Raw genomic sequence first — 20254 nt, 5'->3', positions numbered from 1 at the left:
CATACAAAATCTAGTGTAAAGAGCTAACAGCCCATACAAAACCTAGTGTATAGAGCCATCCACACGGTGCATTTAGCTTGTTGCAAGAATCCTTAACAAGCTAAATTTTCCATAGATTAACACCAAAGACTTAGTCTAGACAAAGACTCACGACAAATTTGCGGCACAGAACATCGGCCTTTGTACATATAAACCATCTGCAGCCTTTATTATATGCACAATGTTCTTTGCACTTAAAAGAAGGCTTTTGCAAGCTGATATTTAAATCATAAGTTAGCAAATTGGCTTACTTTCGGGCTTTGTGCTAAGATTGCGCTGTTTTGCCCATAGCAACTACTAACCTCAAGCGAAGCTTAGGCACTCTCTTAAGTGCTTCGTTTCAATCTGAGCTTTATAGTTGCTTAGCAAATAGTTTGCTGCTCTTATTTGCATGCAAAAGATGCTCTATACCTATGATTTTTTTACAATAAGGTAGATGCTTTTAGTGCAATTAAGATAATTTGGGAACATTCTAGGGATTAGCAGGGTCTTTTAGATAGGGTTACGGCACGTTAAACGTTGCCTCAATAAGTAATTTATCTTCACCATGTACAAAGTACCTTTGTGCTTTAAGGATTTAGCCCGCTACATTTCACTGGTCTACTAGCTTGCTAGCTTGGGTTAACCAAACTCATGTTGCTAATTGCCATTTTCCACTAGCTCATTTTGAGTATAGTCGCGGCATCAAGCAGCTTAAATTTATACATTAGCCTATCCTTCATACAGCCTATGCTTGAGTTTCTTAAGCTAATTTGAGGATAGGGCGATACCTTTTGACTTCTAGCTTGGACAACATGGCTAATGCGACTTATTAAGTTGCTACGCTCAGCGTGCGTAAATATAGTTGTGTACCCATAGCTAAGGGAATTCTAAGGCAAATGTAGTATCGTATTTAGGCTCTCAAGGCTCTATATATGCTCTCAGTTAATCGACTGTATAAGCTTGCTTAGGAGCCCCTTACATTTTGTCTATGTTGCATAGCATCTTGATGTGATGATATGAACGTCTTCTTTAAACTAGGCAGGATGTAGAAGATTAACAAGGATTTTTTTATATATGACTGACATTACTCAGGATGAGTCCTTAGATCTACTTGATGCATTAAAAGAGAAGCTCATTGAACACGAGCTCGATGCTATTCTCATCCCACATGATGATGAGTATCTCTCAGGAGATCTAACCCCTGACTGTGAGCGTATTGCCACCCTAACCGGTTTTACCGGATCTGCAGGTTATGTTTGCGTAACCGTAAAACAAAAGGGTGAGTTCCCTTTAGAAGCTACCAATCGCAAAGATGAAACGGTTCAGGTAAACATTGAACACGGCCAAGCTGTCTTTGTAGATGGCCGCTACAAGGTGCAGGTTAAAGAGCAAGTTGACGATGAGGTCTACGATACCTTTAACTTTGCTGAGGTAACTCCTTTTGACTACCTCATCGCTGTGTTACCAAAGAAAAGCCGTGTGGGTGTCGACCTCAAATGCATCAGCCGCACTTATCAGCAGAAGCTTGAAAAAGAGCTCAACATGGCTGGCATTGAGTTAGTGGCTACTGATGAAAACCTCTTTGATGTTATTTGGGAGGGTCGCCCTCATCCAGTGTGCTCAGCAGTTGAGCTCTATCCTGATGAGTACAACGGCTGCCCAAGTTTACAAAAGCGTAAGAACTTAGCTAAGGCCCTGAGAGATCGTGGTTTAGATGCCACTATCATTTCACGACCTGAGTCTGTTTGCTGGCTTTTAAACATCCGTGGCCGTGACCGCGATTACCTGCCAGTTATCAACTGTCGTTTAGTCGCTTATGCCAATGAGGCTATGGAGTGGTACTTAAACTTAGATCACCTTACTGACGAGATTCAGGCCAACTTAGAAGACCATATTGGCCACATCGATATCTTCCCTGAGGCAGGCTTTGACGATGTTTTAGAGCGTTTAAGCTCCTCAAACTGTAAGGTTTATGTGGATAGTGCTAGCACTAATGCCCATATTTTTGAGCAGCTTACCGTTAAGGGTGCTCAGGTAGTCGAAGGATTAGGTCTGTGCGAGATTCCAAAGGCTTGCAAAAACTCCATTGAGCTTGCCGGCGAGCATAAGGCCCACCTTAAGGATGGTGTAGCTTTATGCCGTTTCTTAGCTTGGCTTGATGACATCACTAAGGCTGACAATATCACCGATCTTGAGGCCTATCAGCGACGTATCGAAGACCTTGATGAGGCTGTTCTAGCAGAAAAGGCTGAGTACTTCCGTAAGATCGAGGGTGACTATATTGAGCCTTCCTTTGCGACCATTTCAGCTTTAGGCCCAAATGCCGCCATGTGTCACTACAACCATGCTGAGGTGTCAGAGGCACGTAAGTTTGGCAAGGATCCACTGTATTTAATTGACTCAGGTGCGCACTTTATTGAGGGTACTACCGATATTACACGTACTATCTTAGTTGGTCCGAACCTCACTGAGCATATGCAGACCTTGTATACCTTGGTATTAAAAGCTCACATTGCTCTGGCCTCTACTATCTTCCCTCATGGTACTTGCGGTATGCAGCTTGATGCGATCGCTCGTCGTCCGCTGTGGGAGCATGGCTATGACTATGAGCATGGCACTGGACATGGTGTAGGTCATCTGCTTGCTGTTCACGAGGGTCCTCACAACATCTCCACACGTAGCTCTACTGTACCTTTAGAAGTTGGTATGGTTGTCTCGATTGAGCCAGGCTACTACGAGACTGATGAGTTTGGTATTCGTCTTGAAAACCTCTATGAGGTAAGCCGCTGCAGCCAAGCTGGCTTTACCGATATGCTGTGTTTTGAGCCACTGACCTTAGTGCCTTTTGATACCCGTCTGATTATTCGTGAGATGCTCTCTCCTACCGAGCGTACTTGGTTAAATGAGTACCATCAAAACGTTCTGACCGTTATCAAGAACACTGCCACCACCCTCTCAGACCTTGAGGTAAGCTACTTAACCGAGGCTACTTGCGCGATCTAATAGCCACTAAGGATAGCAGCTAGGCCCATAAAAATAGGCTACATCCACCCTCACTTAAGAGGGTGATGCCACCCTCTTTAAGTGTCATGAGTGCCTAGTTGTAGGGTTATTGCCACCCTCTTAAAAGGGTGGCTAGAATACGCACCTGCATTTTTGTGAACGTGCATATCCTGCAAGCCTCTTCATAATGTGAAAAGAGCGATGGCAGTAGATATAGCTAGTGTTTGGCTATTGCATATATAATGGCCACAGTGTGGTGAAGATGGGCCTTACGGTGTGGGCTTGTTAATACTTTGTTTTAGCGCCTTTTGAGGTGAATTAATAAGATGTTTCTCTTTAAAAACAGTCTGCCAAATTCAATTTACAGCCAGACTCGTCTGCAGCAGATGCCGCAAATTGCGGTAAAAGCTTCAGGCTATAACATCCTCGAGCGGCCTGCAAACTTTCATCAGCGTGTCTTAGAACTGATTGCCTCAGCTAAGGTACGTATCATGATGACCATGCTTTATCTACAAGACGACGAAGCTGGTAGAGAGGTCATGGAAGCCCTGTATGAAGCTAAAAGACGTAATCCAAAGCTATATATTCGTGTCTACGTTGACTTTCACCGTGCACAGCGTGGCTTAATCGGAGCTACAGGAGATAGCCGCACCAATGCCGACATGTACCGTGACTTTGCACAGGATCAAGAGCTAGCCCCCCATGTCTATGGTGTACCAGTTAAACGTCGTGAAATCTTTGGCGTCATGCACCTTAAGGGCTTTGTCTTTGATGACACCGTACTCTACTCTGGTGCTTCTATTAACAATGTTTACGTTAACTATGCCAATCAAAAGTATCGTCTAGATCGCTACCACGAAATTCAATCCAAGGAATTAGCTAATTCCTTCTGCCGCTTCACTAATGAAGTGTTCCACATCAACTATGCAGTACAAGACTTCTCTCAAGGCAATATTCGTCCTGCCAAAGAGATGAAGAATGAAATTAAGATGCTACAGCGCTCTTTAACCAAAGCTCAATACACGGTTAAAGCAGCTCGAAAACTGCAAGATGATGAGGTCGGTATTACCCCACTGTCAGGTCTTAGCAAAAAGAACAATCAGCTCAACCGCTCTATTATTTGGGCACTTGATTCAGCTAGAAAGCACATCTTTATCTGCACTCCTTATTTCAACCCACCAAAGGAGCTACTTGAGCACTTAGAGATGGCGCTTGAACGTAATGTTGAGATCACTATTGTGGTTGGTGACAAGGTGGCAAATGACTTCTATATCTCACCAGATAAGCCATTTTCACCAATTGGAGCCATTCCATATGTCTATGAACAAAACTTAAAAGAGATGGTACAGCGCCATAAGCATCATATTGATGCTGGCAAGCTTAACATCCACTTGTGGCGAGACGGGATCAATACCTATCACCTCAAGGGTATGTTCATTGACCGCAATTTAGCTGTGATCACCGGTAATAACTTAAACCCACGTGCTTGGGCTTTAGACTTAGAAAACGGTTTATTTATCAACGATCCAAACCATCTTTTAAGTGAAAAGTTCATGCACGAAAAGCAGTATATTTTGCACCACACCACCAAGATTACCTCAGTAGATCAGCTCGACAGCTTTGATAGCTACCCTGAGCAGGTACAAAAGATCTTAAAGAAGGTGCGCCGCTTAAGAGCTTCATTCATCATCAAGAAGCTTCTCTAGGCTAAATGCTCATCTGCATCTTGAAGCCATGGTTGCCTTAGCTACCATGGCTTTATATTTCCCGCAGTGCCTTGCGATCTGGGCTTTAAATTTCCCGCAATGCCTTAGCAACCATGGCTTTATGTTGTCACCCAATGCCTTGCGATCTTGGCTTTAAACTGCCATCTATGCCTATCCACGCCTCAAAGCCAATTGCGCTCATCTTTTTAATGCACCTTACTTTGACTAAGCCATGGCTCAATTACGCAGAATCTCATTTGTCTTTGAGCTAAGAATGCCTTGTCTTTGCGCACTCCATGCAGATTTTCCAATAGTGTTAAGTAGGTTTTTGGAGTAGATCTCGTTTCTCACAACGGATATGACATTCAATCGCAACTAGCTTTCGACGTCTGCACTCAGATCTAAGATTAATCATACACAGTAGCAACAGCGCAACCTTCAACTTCCGTTAGACGATCGATCTTGCCCTTATCAATTCTCTAAGGCATTAGCTCTCATATGCGCCTAACCTAAGCTATCTTTAGTACGTGTCATGCACTAAAATTTTTAGAGCGTCCCAATACAGCATTTGTGACACTCTAGTACAAGCTGCGGTTGCATGCATTCAAACAAGATAGAACAAGGAGCTAACTATGCAAAATATGTCATGGAACTTAAGGCTTGGCCTCTACTCCTTTTGTATCTTCTTTACCTCCTCAAGCTATACCATGTGCGTGCCATTTTTACCGGTGTACTTGCTTGAGCTTGGCGCTCCTGAAGAGACTATTGAGCTGTGGTCGGCCTTAGTGTTTTCGTCATGTTTCTTAATTGCAGGCATCATGGCTCCGATCTGGGGAAAGATCTCAGATGTTAAGGGCAAAAAGAGTATGGCGCTCAGATCAGCTATCCTGCTCTTTATTAGCTATGGTGTGGGAGGCATTGTCACTGCGCCTATACAACTTTTAGGCATGCGTATCATTCAAGGCTTTGCTAACGGCTATTTGCCTGTCATTCTGTCAATGGTGTCTTCACAAAGCCCCAAAGAGAAAGTCGGTACCTCTCTTAGTTTTATTCAGTCATCCATGCTTGCTGGTACAGTATGCGGCCCACTCATTGGAGGTCTTTTAGCTGAAGCTTTTGGCTATCGAGCCTCATTCTTAATTGCCTCAGCATTCTTGGCATTTATCACTGTAGTTACTTACATCATTCCAGACTCAGGTGATAAGTCTGAGATTACTCAACAGCGAACCACCATCTTGCAGGATCTTAAGACCTGCTTTACTGACAAGGTCATTAGCGAGATTCTAGCTTTATATTTCATCTTCCATCTCATCATGATGGCCATTCAGCCGCTACTCTCGCTGTACGTAGGACAGCTTTTAGGCGGCTATAGCGATATCGCCATTTATGCTGGTATTGCCGTTTCTGTCCCTCCAATGGTAGGAGCTATAGCAGCTCCAATATGGGGATTTTTAGGTCAGCGTCATGGCTATTACAGATCAATGGCTGCAGCTTTTATGGGAGCTGGCTTCTTTCTTATCTTGCAGTCATTTGCCCCAACCTACACCGTCCTTATGATCTTAGCTGCCCTCATGGGACTGTTCATTGTAGGAGTTGTGCCAGCCTTAAATGCTTCTATCACCTTAGCAACTCCACCTGACTTTAAAGGCAGAGCTTTTGGTGCAGCTACTATGGCCACCCAATTTGGCTGTATGTTTGGCCCATTACTTGGCGCAGCGATCGCCAATCTTTTAGCCATACGCTATCAATTTGCTGTCTCAGGCACTTTGATGATTGTAATGAGTTTGTACACTGGCTATCGCTTCATCAAAAATCGCAAGGAGCGCATCGCTGCTACCGAGCATAAGGCCGAAGCCATGGCCAAAGACTATGACGAAACGATGTTCAATGACATTGACGGTTCTAGTCGCACAAATATTCTTGGCACACTAGGTGAGTATCATCCAAAAGAGTCAATTCAAAACTCTACAAATCCTAAGCAACCAAAGTCATGAGATGATTGCTGATGAATTGGGATCTGTACTGTTAATTGCTCCTAAGCGCCTTGCTAAAGTAATAAACGACATTAACACTTTGCTTTTACCTTCTTACAAAGAAGATGCGCTAACGATTTGAATGATCCCAAAGGTAAGTTTTAATGCAGTTTCCAGAGGCTTAATCGTTTATAAGCGACTCTAGCGTTACAGACGCATTCTCCTCTAATCTGTATTCTTCATCCTCAATTAAGTCACTAATGTTTATATAGTCAGCGTCTGATATTGCACAATTGATAATGTGGCCATAATAGTCAAGATCATCTAATGACTTACCCTTGAAGTATCTATCCTTGAACAAATCATACTTACCAGTGTAATCATAATTATTTACCAAGTAGACAAAATCTGTTGTACTTAATTGTTTTACTTTCTCAAAATCCTCTTTTGTTATGATGCACCATGCTGCCATAGCATGCTCTAAAGTCATAATAGTCTCTAGCTGAACATTGCCCTCATCAATCACCACAGGCTTAGCGGCTTTCTTATCCCAAAATCTATATGGAGGATTGATGCTATCCTCCACAATAGGGAAGCATATTTTAGTCTCAGTGCCTGAAAAGAAAGTCACAAATACCTGATCCTTAAAAGCTCCACTTGCGATTGAACGAATAGAGATTACGGTATCTGACAAACAATAGCCACCACTAGTTCCTAGTTGCAAAACCATAGCATAATCCTTGATTCCTGCGCTTTCTAAAGCCTGAGTCCATGCCACTTCTATTAATGAATCAAACCCTGAACTGTGATCCACCTGCAAACCATAAATGAATAAGGACTCGTAGCTTTTTTCACCAACTTCAACTAGCACACCATTTCTGCGTGACTTCACTTCTTCGTTGAAATATTCGCCATTAAAAGTGCCTCTAGCGACCATATTTAAAGGTGTATAAATAGTCTCATGCCAATTAAAGTCGTAAAGATCCATAGTGGAAACATTTGTATCACGAACTGGGTTTAACCTTAAGTGCTTATACCACCCTGCTATAGTGTTAAATCTAAGCTTGCTAAACAGCTTTTTCTGTTGCTCTTTAGTAGCATCAAAGAAAATTGCAATATTCATCGACATATTTCAACTAAATCCCTTTTTCACTTGAAAGCTAAGTGCGATCATACGAACTACTTCTAATTAACACTTAATCTTACATAAGATTAGCTTAAGTTGAGCCTGTATAGCAGATCAAGTCCAATAATACATGTTTAATGTATCTTCAAATATCATGTAAGCCTATGACAGCTAGTCCTATTGTTCGGCATTGTATAGGAATATAGCAGAGGGCAAAGTTCTAAAAACATCCGATGCTATAATGACCTATGCCTTGAGTGGCGATCTAGATTCTTTGCCATACAAGGAGCGCCTTACTAGCAGCACGGCCATCTAGCGTGAGCTTGAAAAGCTATGTGCATGGTTAGGCGATAATTGGTCAATGCGGAGCCGAGGCTATGCCAGGACAGGATGCACAATTTATAGCGACGCCACTGTCGAGCATCAATAGTGTTGCAACACAGACTATGGCTAAATTAGGTCGATTGGGCTTATCTAACATTTACGATTTGCTCATGAACCTACCTTTCCGCTATGAGGATCGCACCTATATTCGTTCAGTACAAAGCTCCCCTGAGGAGAATGTACCGTGCAATCTCTTGCTAACTATTACCTCAGCGCCACGTATCAAGCCAAAACTTACTGAGTTTTCCGCTCAAGATCATGAAGGCTCACATATCAAGATCATCTTCTTCCATGCAAGTAAGTATTTGCTACAAAAACTTACTGTAGGCACCACCGTACTTGCATGGGGTAGCGTACGTATGGACTTTTATGGTCCATCACCAAAGTACGTCATTACCCACCCAGAAGTTACTTTTATTGATAGCTCCGAAATCGAGCTCCCTGCTAGACTCTCGCCGGTTTATCATTTAACTGCAGGCATTACTCAATACCGCTTACGTGAGCTTACCCATTTAGCTTTAACTCTGTTAGCTCGCCACCCTCTTGAAGAGTATTTGCCCACCATGCTCAATCCATACGGCATGGACTTAACTCGTGCGCTCATGATTACCCATAATCCTGAGCCTAGAGAGGATCATGGTTTAGTTCTACTTGAAGCACTGCCTAGCTATCAGCGTATTTGCTACGAAGAGCTCGTGGCTTATAAGCTGAGTATTCTTGAGCTTAAAGCTCGCCAAGTAAGCAAAGCTGCTAAGAGCGTTGAACTTAATACTAAAAGCCATGAAAAGCTCTTAAAGAGCCTACCATTTACCCCAACTGATGCTCAAAGTCGTGTCTTTGATGAGATCATGGGTGACTGTAACAAGAACAAGGCAATGAGCCGCTTAGTTCACGGCGACGTAGGCTCGGGTAAAACCTTAGTCGCAGCTATGGTGATGGAGCAATTTGCTAGTGCCAATATGCAATGTGCTCTGCTTGCACCAACTGAGCTTTTGGCCAAACAACATCATCGCAAGATCTCTGAGCTCTTCGAGCCTATGGGCTTTGAAGTAGTCTGCGTGATTGGCTCTTTAAAGAAAAAAGAACGTGAGAGCGTCTTTGAAAAGGCTAAGTCAGGAAAGGCACTGATATTTGTTGGTACCCATGCGCTCTTCCAAAAGGACATAGTCTATAAGAACCTATCTTTAGTCATTGTCGATGAGCAACACCGCTTTGGTGTAGATCAACGAGAGGCATTGCTCAACAAGTCTCCTGAAGAATACGCAGCCCATGAGCTGCTCATGACAGCTACCCCGATTCCACGTTCATTACAACAAGCCCTCTATTCAGATACTGATGTATCCACCATTGACGTGCTTCCAGCGGGTCGTACCCCAATTACCACAGCCATCATTGGTCAAGATCGCATCGAGGAAGTGGCCGATCGTCTCAACCATCACTGTCATGAGGGCAATCAGGCCTATTGGGTATGCCCATTAGTTGAAGAAAATGAGCTTTTAGATGCCACTTCAGCTAAGAAGCGTCACAAAGAGCTTACCGAGCTACTGCCAGATCTGAAAATTGGACTTCTGCACGCTCAAATGAGCGAGAAGCAAAAGAACGAGACCATGGAGGCATTCATCTCAGGAGAGATCAATATTCTCGTCGCTACTACAATTGTGGAAGTTGGCGTGGATGTGCCAAATGCCACTGTAATCGTAATTGAAAACGCCGATCGTCTAGGTCTTGCACAGCTCCATCAGCTACGTGGTCGTGTAGGCCGAGGCTCTAAACCATCGTTCTGTTTATTACTCCACCAAAACAATACTCCAGCTAAAGATAATGAGCGTCGTGAGCGCGGCATTAAGCGTCTTGAGATCATGCGTAGTACCACCAATGGTTTTGCTATTGCTAATCAAGATCTTTTAATGCGTGGTCCTGGTGAGTTCTTTGGCACTAATCAGGCGGGTAAAGAAAACTTCCGTTTTGCCGATCTCAATCGAGATTACGATCTGATTGAAAATGCCACTCGCGCAGCATCTGCGATTTTCAATAACGATCCTGAGACTGCAGGCAACCTTATCATGCGCTGGTTCCCGCAAGTCTTAGATCTCGAAAACGGCCCTCTATCAGGTAAGGCAAAAAAATAGCGCCCGCCCATAAGTACTATTTAGCCATGATTTAAGCATGTAGATCATGGCTCAAACTACACTGTCTTAACGATCTTCAAGCGCTAATGAAGAAAAATAAGCCCTGAACATAAGTTTTTGATCACATCGGGGCTTGCATTAGGTACACTGTAGCGAAAGTATTGCAAGGCAAAACAATACCAGGCATTTTTGAATATCTGGTAATGCATTTTGCTTGTAATGTGGCATCTGTTAACAATCTACGGTGAATGAAGATGGTAGGCCTTTACCATAAAAGACGCGCTGAGCGTTCGCAAAGCAAAGTATTAAGCTGCATGATTCGCGCAGGCGCTGCTGCCGGTGCGTTCACTGTGGTTGGCTTTACCTTGGTCGCTATCTTCTTTAACGGTACAGCGATTAAAGGCCCTTTAGGCTCCTACCTGTCTAAGCAAACAGGTTTAGATGTCACTATTGAAGATGCCGAGTTCTCCCCTGTATACCCAGATGTTATCAAGCTCAACAACGTTAAGTTTGGCTCATCCACTGTAGGTGAACTGTACCTTGAGTACGATATTAGCTCTGCTTTGTCTGATGATGAGCTGAAGATCAACGATATCTACATCAACGATCTTAAGCTAAGCAAAGAAGATCTCGCCGCGCTCTCCTCGTCAAAAGCAGGCTATAAGTCTATTCGCGCTAATGCCGTTCGCTTCCATCACACTCCAATCAATACTCGCTTTTTGAAGACCAAGGATGCGACCATTCGCTTAAACCAGGTCTCCTTTAGCGACAAAGAAGGTCTTACCTTCAGATCAGGCTCCTTAGCCTCAGAAAAACTTAGCCTCTTTAAAGAGCAAGCTAAGAGCTTTGTGGTGGATTTTGAACAAGCACCAGATGGCATGCGCCTTAATAACTTTAGCGTACAAATGTATGGTGGCATCATCTCAGGTAAAGGCATGTACAACCAAAGCCTTGCCAATGCTAATAGCGCCAACGCCAATCAAGAGAACAAAGCTGATGGTGCTAACGGCACGCCGCAGGTTATCACCGATATCAAGCTTGATGAGCTCAGTCTTGCCAATGTCATCATCTACTCAGGCCTCACTAGCCCAGAGAACATCACTTTGACATCACAAAGCACTGTCTTAACCGATGTCATTCTCTCTGATGATGCTCCATCTGCCCGTAAGAGCAAGCCTCATAGCTCAAAGAACACTAATACTTTAGCAGCAGCTAAAGCAGCTGAAGATGCGCAAAATGCTGCAGACAAAGGTGGCAAGCAAGGCGCTAAGCAAAGCCATACTCCAAAAGCAGATGATGTGAACTTGAGTACTTATATTGTCCAAGGTATCAATGGCAATATTGAAGATCTCAAGATCACCTCTAATGGCATTCAAGGCACCTTTAACGGTAGCGCTGATGAAATCTCAATGCCTAATTTGCAAACCACTATGGAGAGCAATGAGGTAAGTGCTACTTTCTCCAAAGATGCTTTTACCTTTAAGTTGCAAGGTAATGTCTATGAGGGACGCTATCTTGCACAAGGTGAGCTTGACCATAAGAACAAAGAGCTCAACTTAGAAAAGCTCCTCATGAAAAAGGCCAAGCTAGCAATCAACACCCCACGCTTAAAGTTCTTAAGTGCAGGCCTTAACGAATACACCTTTAACCTCAAGCATGCTGGCTTTGAGTCTTTGGAGTTTTTGTCATACTTAAACTCACTGCCAATGTCGATCCAATCCATCACTGGCACTGCTGATAATCTTTCTATAAAGGGTCAAGCACAACAAAAAGACCAAGATGAGTTCTATCGTCTGCTCTCTAGCGTATCTGTCCTTAAAGACAATGTCTTTGCCAACACTGAGGCTAAAAAGGACAGTCAGGATAGTGCTGATGCGGATAAGACCGCTGTAGATAATAAGGTGGCTACAGCTGATGCTGTTGCAAAGAGCGCCAATACTGCCGCTATGGAGCTTGAGTTTAAGAACTTCTTATACTCCGATCTGCTAATTAGCAGCATGCACAGCAAGTGGCTCTTAGATGCAGATAAACTCTTAGTCGAAGTACCAAATGCCAAGTTCAAAGAATCATCAGCAGCTGCAGAGGCTCTCATTGCACTTAAGGCATTTGATAAGAGCCACCTTAAGCTCAATGCTCCTGACTTTGAGAGTGCAGACTTAAACTCCAACTTAGTAAGCCACATGCTTACTGGCAGGATGGATGTAAACTTAAGCTTAGAGTCTAAAGCCCAAGCTAAGACCTTTGAGAGCCTCATCAATGAAGCCAAAGGTAAGCTTAATGTTAACTCTGATGCCATGCTCATCTCAGACTTTGGCTTAGACCTCATTAACGGTGGTAAAGACAAGAACTACGAGCTGTCCTATACCGAGCTGCTCACTGGTGTACAAGGCGCTGTTGCCGGTATCTCCGCTCTTAAGAGCACCACCACCTTTAATCAAGGTGTAGCTCAAAATACTACCTCCATGGCTTTATCTACTGCCAACATGCGCTTATCAGTCAATGCAGACTATGAGCGTAATAAGATCTCAGGCAATAGCTTTTTCATCAGTCCTGCAAAGGATAGCTCTACTAAGGTAACCATCTTAGGTGATCTCGATGAACCACGCTTTGCAATTATCCCATTACGTCGTGGAGAGCAGCGCCCTGGTTTATATCTGCCTCAGTACGATGAGAACGCTAAGGCTAAAGAGCAGACTGATGCAGCTGCCGTCCTTAATGGCAAGGTAAAGATTGAAGAGCCGCAAAAGTCTGATGATGATAAGGACAAGCTACAAGAAACTAGTCATGATCCAAAGGTAAGTAGCGCTGCAGACTCTAGCTCACTATCTGACAAATCAAGCAGCACTGACAAAAAAGAAGAGTTAAAGCCTCAAGAGGATAAATCTAATGAGGCATCTTCAAGGCAAGACAATAGCGATGAGAGCTCAAACTCATCAAATGATAGTGCAGCGGAGGATGACAAGAGTGCTCAGCTAATAGATCAGGCAGCTAAGGATAAGAGCAAAGATGAAAAGCCTGGCGATAACAGAGCTCCTAAAACAGACAGCGCTCAAGAGCCAAAGGCAACACAAGATAGTAATGCCACTAAGTCAGATACTCACGATGAAGGCAATACATCATCAGCTAAAGTGAGTTCCGATGGCTCTGAGTCTTCAGACAAAGCTCCAGATAAAAAGACAGATACCAGCACTGACCGAGCTTTTGAGGCAACAGATAGTAAGTCCTCTGATAAGGACCAAGACTCTAGCGTCAAGACAAAAGATTCTTCAGCAAAAGACACTCCTGACTCCACTCAAGCCGCCTCATCTTTATCAGGTGATCCTACCGAAAACCTCTCCACTTCTCCTGCTCAAACCTCCTCAGTTTCCGACCAAAAGTCCACCAAGACAAATACCGCTGTAATTAACTCTACCCAAACCAGCGCCCCAGCCAAGGACGCAGACAGCACTGTAGCACCCAAAGACCAGGAAGAGACTAGTGCAGATGCTGCTAATGCTCAAGCCCAAGCCCAAGATACTAACCCACAAAGCGATGCAGAGGCTGTAGCTACCGAGATAGGTGAAGACAGTGCAAAGGCTGAAACTGTAGCTGCAGTGCCAGGTGAAGACACTGCAAAGGCTGAAACTACAAGTGAGGCAAGTGAGGTAGCTAAGGACGATGCACAATCTAAGAAGAGTGAGGCTGTAGCTGCTAGTGATAATAGTGCAGGAGGAGATGAGCCTAAGCAGACTGCCAATAAGAGCAATGAAGCAATAAGCGCTGAAGCTCAAGCTCAGGCAGATAAGACTGAGACCGATCTTCTCAAGAACGTACTTATAGACAGCTTCTTTGATAGCGAAGAGGGTGAAGAAGAGCTGATCTTCTAATTATCGACTTGCTAGACAAGGCCATGCTTAGAGCATGGCCTTGTACTTTTTAAGCTTAGGCAGGAGCGTGCGCAGTGTATCGTATGTTGGATATTGCCCGCTTGTAAGATTGGAAAAGAGCAGTGTTTAGATATGTAGCGTTGGTTTGCTATTTTTTATGCTCGACAGCGTTGTCGCGACGGACTGGAGATACATGAACCTTGATAGCTGAACGAGGAGCTGGCTCTTTTTCATAGGCAAGAGCATCGGAAATAATCTGCTCAGGCTTCTTAGTATCCTTACCCATAGTGTCAACTATGGAGTGAATCATTGATGGTACTTCTTTAGAGTGCTCAGAGCGAGCAATACCCAGAACAGCTGTAAGCTCAGCTCCTAAAAGCACCAGCCACCAGTTGATATAAATCCAAATCATCAGTACAGGCAGTGCAGCTAAAGCGCCATAGATAGCTTCATAATCTGAGAAATTGATAATAAAGGCGGCAAATACACGCTTAGAGATTTCAAATAAGAGAGCAACCACAACGGCACTTAATAAAGCATCGCGTGATTTAACGCGAGCTACTGGCAAGACTGTATAAAGAACAAAGATTAAGGCAGCTTGCACGAAGAAAGGCAGTACATATAAGACTGTGCGTACAGCTGTGGCCATCTCCATGTCCTGAAAAATCTGCAAAGCCACGATACTAGAGGTAGCCCAAACCGTAATACCCATAGCAAGAGGGCCCACTGTCAGCAAGGTCCAATAAATAGCGAAAGTAATGATCTTACGACGTTGAGAACCACGCCAAATACGGTTGATAGCCTTATCAATGGCTCGAATGAGCATCATACTGACGATAAACAGCACTAGAAGACCGGTTACCGTCATAGAACCTGCATGATCTACAAACTTTTGCAGTGACCCCATGATAGCGTCGGCAAACACAGGAACAAAATTATCCTGAATAAAGCTCATCATTGATTCTTTGACTGGCTCAAAGGATGGAACCATAGCAAAGATTGACAAGATGATAGTTAATGCAGGAACTAACGCTAGTATTGAGGTATAAGCAAGCGCTGCAGCTTCAATACCAATACCATCACGTTTGATACGCCGTATAAAATACTTTATAAGCTCCAACATTTACTTACTCCAGCTTAATGATTGTTCTGTATCTTAATTTTCTAAGCCCAATCTTGGGCCAGTAATCTGTAATTGTATTCGATCTTGATAATTGTGTATGCGCTTTGATGCAATCTGTAAGCCTTATATGTTTTAGTAGCTCTGTATAGTCGTTTTAGAGCACAAGTGTTGCTGTGAGGCCTGCCTCTTATGAGAAAGGCTTGCAATTAGAGTGAACCTCTTGCTAACAAAGATGATGTTTATCGTATTGATGACAGTTAACTCTAGTAAAAAGAGAAATTTTAAAATGCACACCGTTCTAGAGATTTTTGCGCTAAAATAGCGGGGCCGTTTTTTCAAGCTTACAAGTAACAAAGCGCGAAAGAGATCGCAAAATTGACTTTAGGTGCAGATTCGACACTGATAGATATGTCAGCTGAGCCTTAGCTAGAGACTATGCTCTTAGCTTAAAGTTTAGTTTTCTATGCACGTAAGAACAGTATTATCTTTTAGCTAACATCATTTCTTTTGTTCCTAAGGTAACGCCTTAGCAATCTTACAGACCATGATAGTAATGCTAAAGATCCTGTACCTTACAGTGCTCTACAGAGATGTTCTAGGCTCTGGTTCTTGTAGATTTTAAATGCACTGCCAAGTGCAGTTCATGCTCTTAAATACCCGTATAGCTCGGTATTCCACAATAGGTATTTCTCCATGGATGTTCAAAAGATCCGTAACATTGCCATCATTGCCCACGTTGATCATGGCAAGACTACTCTCGTAGACAAGTTATTGCGTCAATCAGGCACCCTTGATCGTAATGAAAGCGCTCAAGAGCGTGTGATGGACTCAAATGCCATTGAAAAAGAGCGTGGCATTACCATCCTTTCTAAGAATACCGCCATCAACTGGCAGGACTACCGCATCAACATCGTTGACACCCCAGGACACGCTGACTTTGGTGGTGAGGTTGAGCGCGTTATGTCCATGGTTGACTCAGTACTGCTGCTCGTTGACGCTGTAGATGGCCCAATGCCACAAACCCGCTTCGTAACTCAGAAGGCTTTTGCTCGTGGTCTGCGCCCAATCGTTGTAATTAACAAGTGCGATCGTCCAGGTGCACGTCCTGACTGGGTTATTGATCAGGTATTCGATCTGTTCGACAACTTAGGTGCAACCGATGAGCAGCTCGACTTCCCTGTTATTTATGCATCCGCATTATCAGGCTGGGCTTCTTTAGATCCAGAGAACCATGGCGACACCATGGAGCCTTTATTCAATGCCATCATTGAAAAGGTAAGCCCACCACAGGCTGATCCAGCAGGTCAGCTGCAAATGCAGATCTCATCATTAGACTTCACCTCATACGTCGGTGTTATCGGTGTTGGTCGTATCACCCGTGGTAGCGTTAAGACCAATCAGCCTGTAACCATCGTTGGTGCTGATGGCTCCACCCGTCAAGGTAAGATAGGTCAGGTTTTAGGTTACTTAGGTCTGCACCGTTCTGAGGTAGCTGAGGCTGGTGCTGGCGACATTATCGCTATTACTGGTTTAGGCGAGCTTAAGATTTCTGACACCATTTGCTCTCCACAAGCTGTTGAGGCTCTGCCTCCTTTATCTGTTGACGAGCCAACTGTGTCCATGACCTTCTGTGTTAACACCTCACCATTTGCAGGTAAGGAAGGCAAGTTCGTTACTTCACGTAACATTGAAGAGCGCTTACGTACTGAGCTGGTACACAACGTAGCTCTGCGCGTTGAGAACACTGATGACGCTGACAAGTTCCGTGTATCAGGCCGTGGTGAGCTGCACTTATCTGTTTTAATTGAGCAGATGCGTCGTGAGGGCTACGAGCTTGGCGTATCCCGTCCTGAAGTTATTCTTCACAAGGATGAGAACGGCAAGACCTTAGAGCCATACGAGGTATTAACCTTAGACCTCGAAGAAGGTGATCAGGGTGGCGTAATGGAAGAGCTCGGCCGTCGTAAGGGTGAGCTTAAGAACATGAGCCCAGATGGTAAGGGCCGTGTACGTTTAGACTACCGCATCCCAGCTCGTGGTCTTATCGGCTTCCAGAGCTTATACATGACCTTAACCTCTGGTACTGGTCTTATGTACCACACCTTCGACAGCTATGACGAGTATGTAGGTGGCTCTATCGGTGAGCGTGCTAACGGTGTTCTGATTTCTAACGACACTGGTAAGGCCGTTCCATACGCTTTATGGTTCTTACAAGAGCGTGGCCGTCTGTTCGTAGACGCAGGTGAAGAGGTTTACGAGGGTCAGGTTATCGGTCTGCACGTTCGCTCCAACGACTTAACCGTTAACTGCTTAAAGACCAAGAAGCTCACCAACGTTCGTGCAGCAGGTTCCGATGACAACATCATCTTAACTCCTGCTGTTCACATGAGCTTAGAGCAGGCATTAGAGTTCATTAACGAGGACGAGCTCGTTGAGGTTACTCCTAAGTCCATCCGTATCCGTAAGAAGTTCTTATCTGAGCTTGAGCGTGTACGTGCATTCCGTGCAGCTGGCGGTAAGGCTGAGAAGTAATCTCCCTTAACACAAAGCATCTTAGCTATCTCTAGCTAAGACACTTGCTCTAAAAAGCCCTCGCAAGTCTTACTTGCGGGGGCTTTTTTGTTTTGGTGCGATGTAGAGTGACAATGCTCACCTTTGGATCTAATGTTAAGAAATGGTTCTTTCAATGCAGAAACATGTGCTTGCATACGCCCTACATGAGTGCATGTAAAATATGCCTCAAAGCAGCTTAATATTCTATATTTGGCTTATAATTAAGGAATTGCAGTATTTTTTCGATTTTTTCTGCAAAAACATGTGTTCCTTTATGGGGAAATACGCGATGTGCTGAGCACTATATATGTGCAAATGAGAGATTTATACCATTTTTAAACATAGGCGCTCTAAAATGGATCACAAATCAAGGGCATATCACACTTTTTTTCTGTCAATGCACTGTAGAGTATCACTATTAGTTTGACACAAACTTACTGTGTAATGCTGTTGCTCTGTTTTTACTCATTAGCGCGCTTAAGTAGTAGTGCTTAAGCATAAGAAAGCCCTAAAGTTGAGCATTCTTATCTTGTTAGTGGGTTTTAGAACATCTTACTTCACTCAACTTAGCTCATCTATGAAATTAGATATAGTTGGGCTAAAGATAATATATGGACACTACATTTTGCAGTGTACATACAATAGTTAAAGATGCTCAGTACTAACTACTGTGCCCCATTTTGAGTGCTCGTAGTTTAGGTACTACATAAGGACATTGGTTAACTTGATTAAGTGCCAGCGTAAATCTCCATTAGTTATAAGAGATACGGGTACTTTCTCAGTTGGCAAACTCAAGATACATGGGACGTTATATCCCCAAAGAGCATATTAGAGCTTAAGGCCTGTGTCTCGTAGACCAAACGAAGCTACAAGTACCAGGCTAAGGCGCTACCTAATTTAGGTAATGGCCATTCGATCATAAAAAGATCCCTTGGTTAAGGCCTCATAAGCGAGTCTTAAGTTAGCTCAAATGCTTAAAGCAAACAGTATCACATTGTTCTATTGGATTTACTTTAGGCCTTTGTCAGGCTCAACTAAAGGTAGCTGCCATGCAATGCGACTCTAAAACCATTATCGAGAGTATCTCCACCTCAATATTGGTGATCGACTCTCAGTTAAAGGTTGCTTATGCCAACACTGCGGCCGAGCAGTTGTTTTCCATGTCTCGTACCAAGCTGCAGGGAATTAAGCTGCTTGATCTTATTGATAGCAATGAGAAGAGCTTGATTGAGTCCCTTCAGAACGCGAATTCACCATCTTTTCAAGGATTCACTGCTACTGATATCACTTTCACTCCAGAACACCAAAATCGCTTCCATGCCGACGTGTATATCTCACCATATACCGGCAGAGCACGTGGTCTGATGGTAGAAATTCACCGTCTTGATTATCAGCAAAAACTCAATGATGACCTGCAGCGCCGCAATCAACATATTGCAGCCCGCGATCTCATTAGAAACCTTGCTCATGAGATCAAGAACCCATTAGGTGGCATCCGTGGCGCAGCACAGCTTCTAGAGATGACCTACTCTAAAGACAATGATCTTAAGGAGTACACCAAGGTCATCATTGAGCAGTCAGACCGTCTTAAGGCATTAGTAGATCGTCTATTAGGCCCACAGCGACCAAATCCTCGCACCATGGCTAACATCCACTATGTCATTGAGAAAGTGCTGTCTTTAGAAAGCATGGCCACTAAGGGCACATGCCGCTTTGAAAAAGATTACGACCCATCGCTGCCAGAGCTGCTACTTGATGTAGATGCCATGCAGCAGGTCATGATTAACATCATTAGTAATGCCGTACAGGCATTAACTGAGGCCAATACTGTCTATCCGTCAGTTAAGATCCGCACCCGCGCTTTAATGGGAGCTTTAGTCAATGGCATTAAGTATTCAATGTCCATTGAGGTAGCCATTATCGATAACGGTCCTGGTATCCCGCCTCAGATTAAGGACATGTTGTTCTACCCAATGATTACCTCCCGTTCTGAGGGTCATGGATTAGGTTTATCCATTGCTCAGAATATTGTGGAGCATCATCGCGGCACTATTGAGTGCGAGAGCGAACCAGGGTGCACCGTGTTCAAGATCATTCTGCCTATCACCAATGACAACAATAACGCCAGTCAGTCTATGCACTCTGGTGTGATTCACAATTTGATGAATTAAGCATTCATTGAAGTTGTCACAAAAGACCACCACTTAGTGGTCCTAGGCAAGGATAAACAATAGCTTTAGATTTTTGACTAAAGCTATTGATAACAAAGATTTCATTAGGCCACTGTCTCTTTAGGAAAGCTTTTACTAGCTTTGCATAATGCAGCGGCTAACAACGACTACCAAAAGGTAGCTTGCGACCTATTTAGAT

General features: G+C 43.8%; 9 protein-coding genes. 7 read left to right on the top strand and 2 right to left on the bottom strand.

Annotated features, from left to right (window positions below):
- Window positions 1-1095: 1095 nt before the first annotated feature.
- From H524_RS0106020 to H524_RS14535, 3 genes are all read left to right on the top strand, one after another.
- Complete coding sequence (locus H524_RS0106020; RefSeq protein ID WP_027939571.1) at window positions 1096-3024, top strand: aminopeptidase P family protein; 1929 nt, start codon at window positions 1096-1098, stop codon at window positions 3022-3024.
- Between the two features lie 326 nt (window positions 3025-3350).
- Window positions 3351-4730: a CDP-diacylglycerol--serine O-phosphatidyltransferase gene (gene pssA / locus H524_RS0106015; RefSeq protein WP_052338941.1), complete on the top strand. Its 1380-nt coding sequence runs from the start codon at window positions 3351-3353 to the stop codon at window positions 4728-4730.
- A 632-nt stretch (window positions 4731-5362) separates the two neighbouring features.
- Window positions 5363-6724 (top strand): MFS transporter, encoded by a 1362-nt coding sequence (locus H524_RS14535; RefSeq protein WP_052338940.1) that lies wholly within the window; start codon window positions 5363-5365, stop codon window positions 6722-6724.
- A gap of 160 nt (window positions 6725-6884) precedes the next feature.
- On the opposite strand, the gene H524_RS0105995 is transcribed toward H524_RS14535, so the two are convergent.
- Window positions 6885-7826 (bottom strand): hypothetical protein, encoded by a 942-nt coding sequence (locus H524_RS0105995; RefSeq protein ID WP_156907553.1) that lies wholly within the window; start codon window positions 7824-7826, stop codon window positions 6885-6887.
- 380 nt (window positions 7827-8206) lie between these two features.
- Between H524_RS0105995 and H524_RS14530 the strand changes: the two genes are divergently transcribed.
- Window positions 8207-10342 carry an ATP-dependent DNA helicase RecG gene (locus tag H524_RS14530; protein WP_044121601.1) on the top strand — a complete coding sequence of 712 codons (2136 nt, stop codon included), beginning with the start codon at window positions 8207-8209 and terminating at the stop codon, window positions 10340-10342.
- A gap of 254 nt (window positions 10343-10596) precedes the next feature.
- Window positions 10597-14208, top strand: a complete 3612-nt coding sequence (locus H524_RS0105985; RefSeq protein WP_044121600.1) for a hypothetical protein — start codon at window positions 10597-10599, stop codon at window positions 14206-14208.
- Between the two features lie 148 nt (window positions 14209-14356).
- Here the strand turns inward: H524_RS0105985 and H524_RS14525 are convergent, their stop codons facing one another.
- Window positions 14357-15331 (bottom strand): YihY family inner membrane protein, encoded by a 975-nt coding sequence (locus H524_RS14525; RefSeq protein ID WP_052338938.1) that lies wholly within the window; start codon window positions 15329-15331, stop codon window positions 14357-14359.
- A gap of 693 nt (window positions 15332-16024) precedes the next feature.
- Between H524_RS14525 and typA the strand changes: the two genes are divergently transcribed.
- Window positions 16025-17863 (top strand): translational GTPase TypA, encoded by a 1839-nt coding sequence (gene typA / locus H524_RS0105975; protein ID WP_027939567.1) that lies wholly within the window; start codon window positions 16025-16027, stop codon window positions 17861-17863.
- A 1070-nt stretch (window positions 17864-18933) separates the two neighbouring features.
- Complete coding sequence (glnL, locus tag H524_RS14520; RefSeq protein ID WP_044121598.1) at window positions 18934-20055, top strand: nitrogen regulation protein NR(II); 1122 nt, start codon at window positions 18934-18936, stop codon at window positions 20053-20055.
- Window positions 20056-20254: the final 199 nt, after the last annotated feature.

Origin of the sequence: Anaerobiospirillum succiniciproducens DSM 6400 (assembly GCF_000482845.1) — a bacterium.
Classification (GTDB): Bacteria; Pseudomonadota; Gammaproteobacteria; order Enterobacterales; family Succinivibrionaceae; genus Anaerobiospirillum; species Anaerobiospirillum succiniciproducens.
Note: the sequence above shows the minus strand (reverse complement) of the source record. Positions and strands in the feature narration are given on the sequence as shown.

Bases quoted from the DNA above. Each gene is read 5' to 3' on its own strand.
- pssA (WP_052338941.1), top strand. From the start codon at position 3,351: ATGTTTCTCTTTAAAAACAGTCTGCCAAATTCAATTTACAGCCAGACT.
- H524_RS14530 (WP_044121601.1), top strand. From the start codon at position 8,207: ATGCCAGGACAGGATGCACAATTTATAGCGACGCCACTGTCGAGCATC.
- H524_RS14535 (WP_052338940.1), top strand. From the start codon at position 5,363: ATGCAAAATATGTCATGGAACTTAAGGCTTGGCCTCTACTCCTTTTGT.
- H524_RS0105985 (WP_044121600.1), top strand. From the start codon at position 10,597: ATGGTAGGCCTTTACCATAAAAGACGCGCTGAGCGTTCGCAAAGCAAA.
- H524_RS0106020 (WP_027939571.1), top strand. From the start codon at position 1,096: ATGACTGACATTACTCAGGATGAGTCCTTAGATCTACTTGATGCATTA.
- typA (WP_027939567.1), top strand. From the start codon at position 16,025: ATGGATGTTCAAAAGATCCGTAACATTGCCATCATTGCCCACGTTGAT.
- H524_RS14525 (WP_052338938.1), bottom strand. From the start codon at position 15,331: ATGTTGGAGCTTATAAAGTATTTTATACGGCGTATCAAACGTGATGGT.
- glnL (WP_044121598.1), top strand. From the start codon at position 18,934: ATGCAATGCGACTCTAAAACCATTATCGAGAGTATCTCCACCTCAATA.
- H524_RS0105995 (WP_156907553.1), bottom strand. From the start codon at position 7,826: ATGAATATTGCAATTTTCTTTGATGCTACTAAAGAGCAACAGAAAAAG.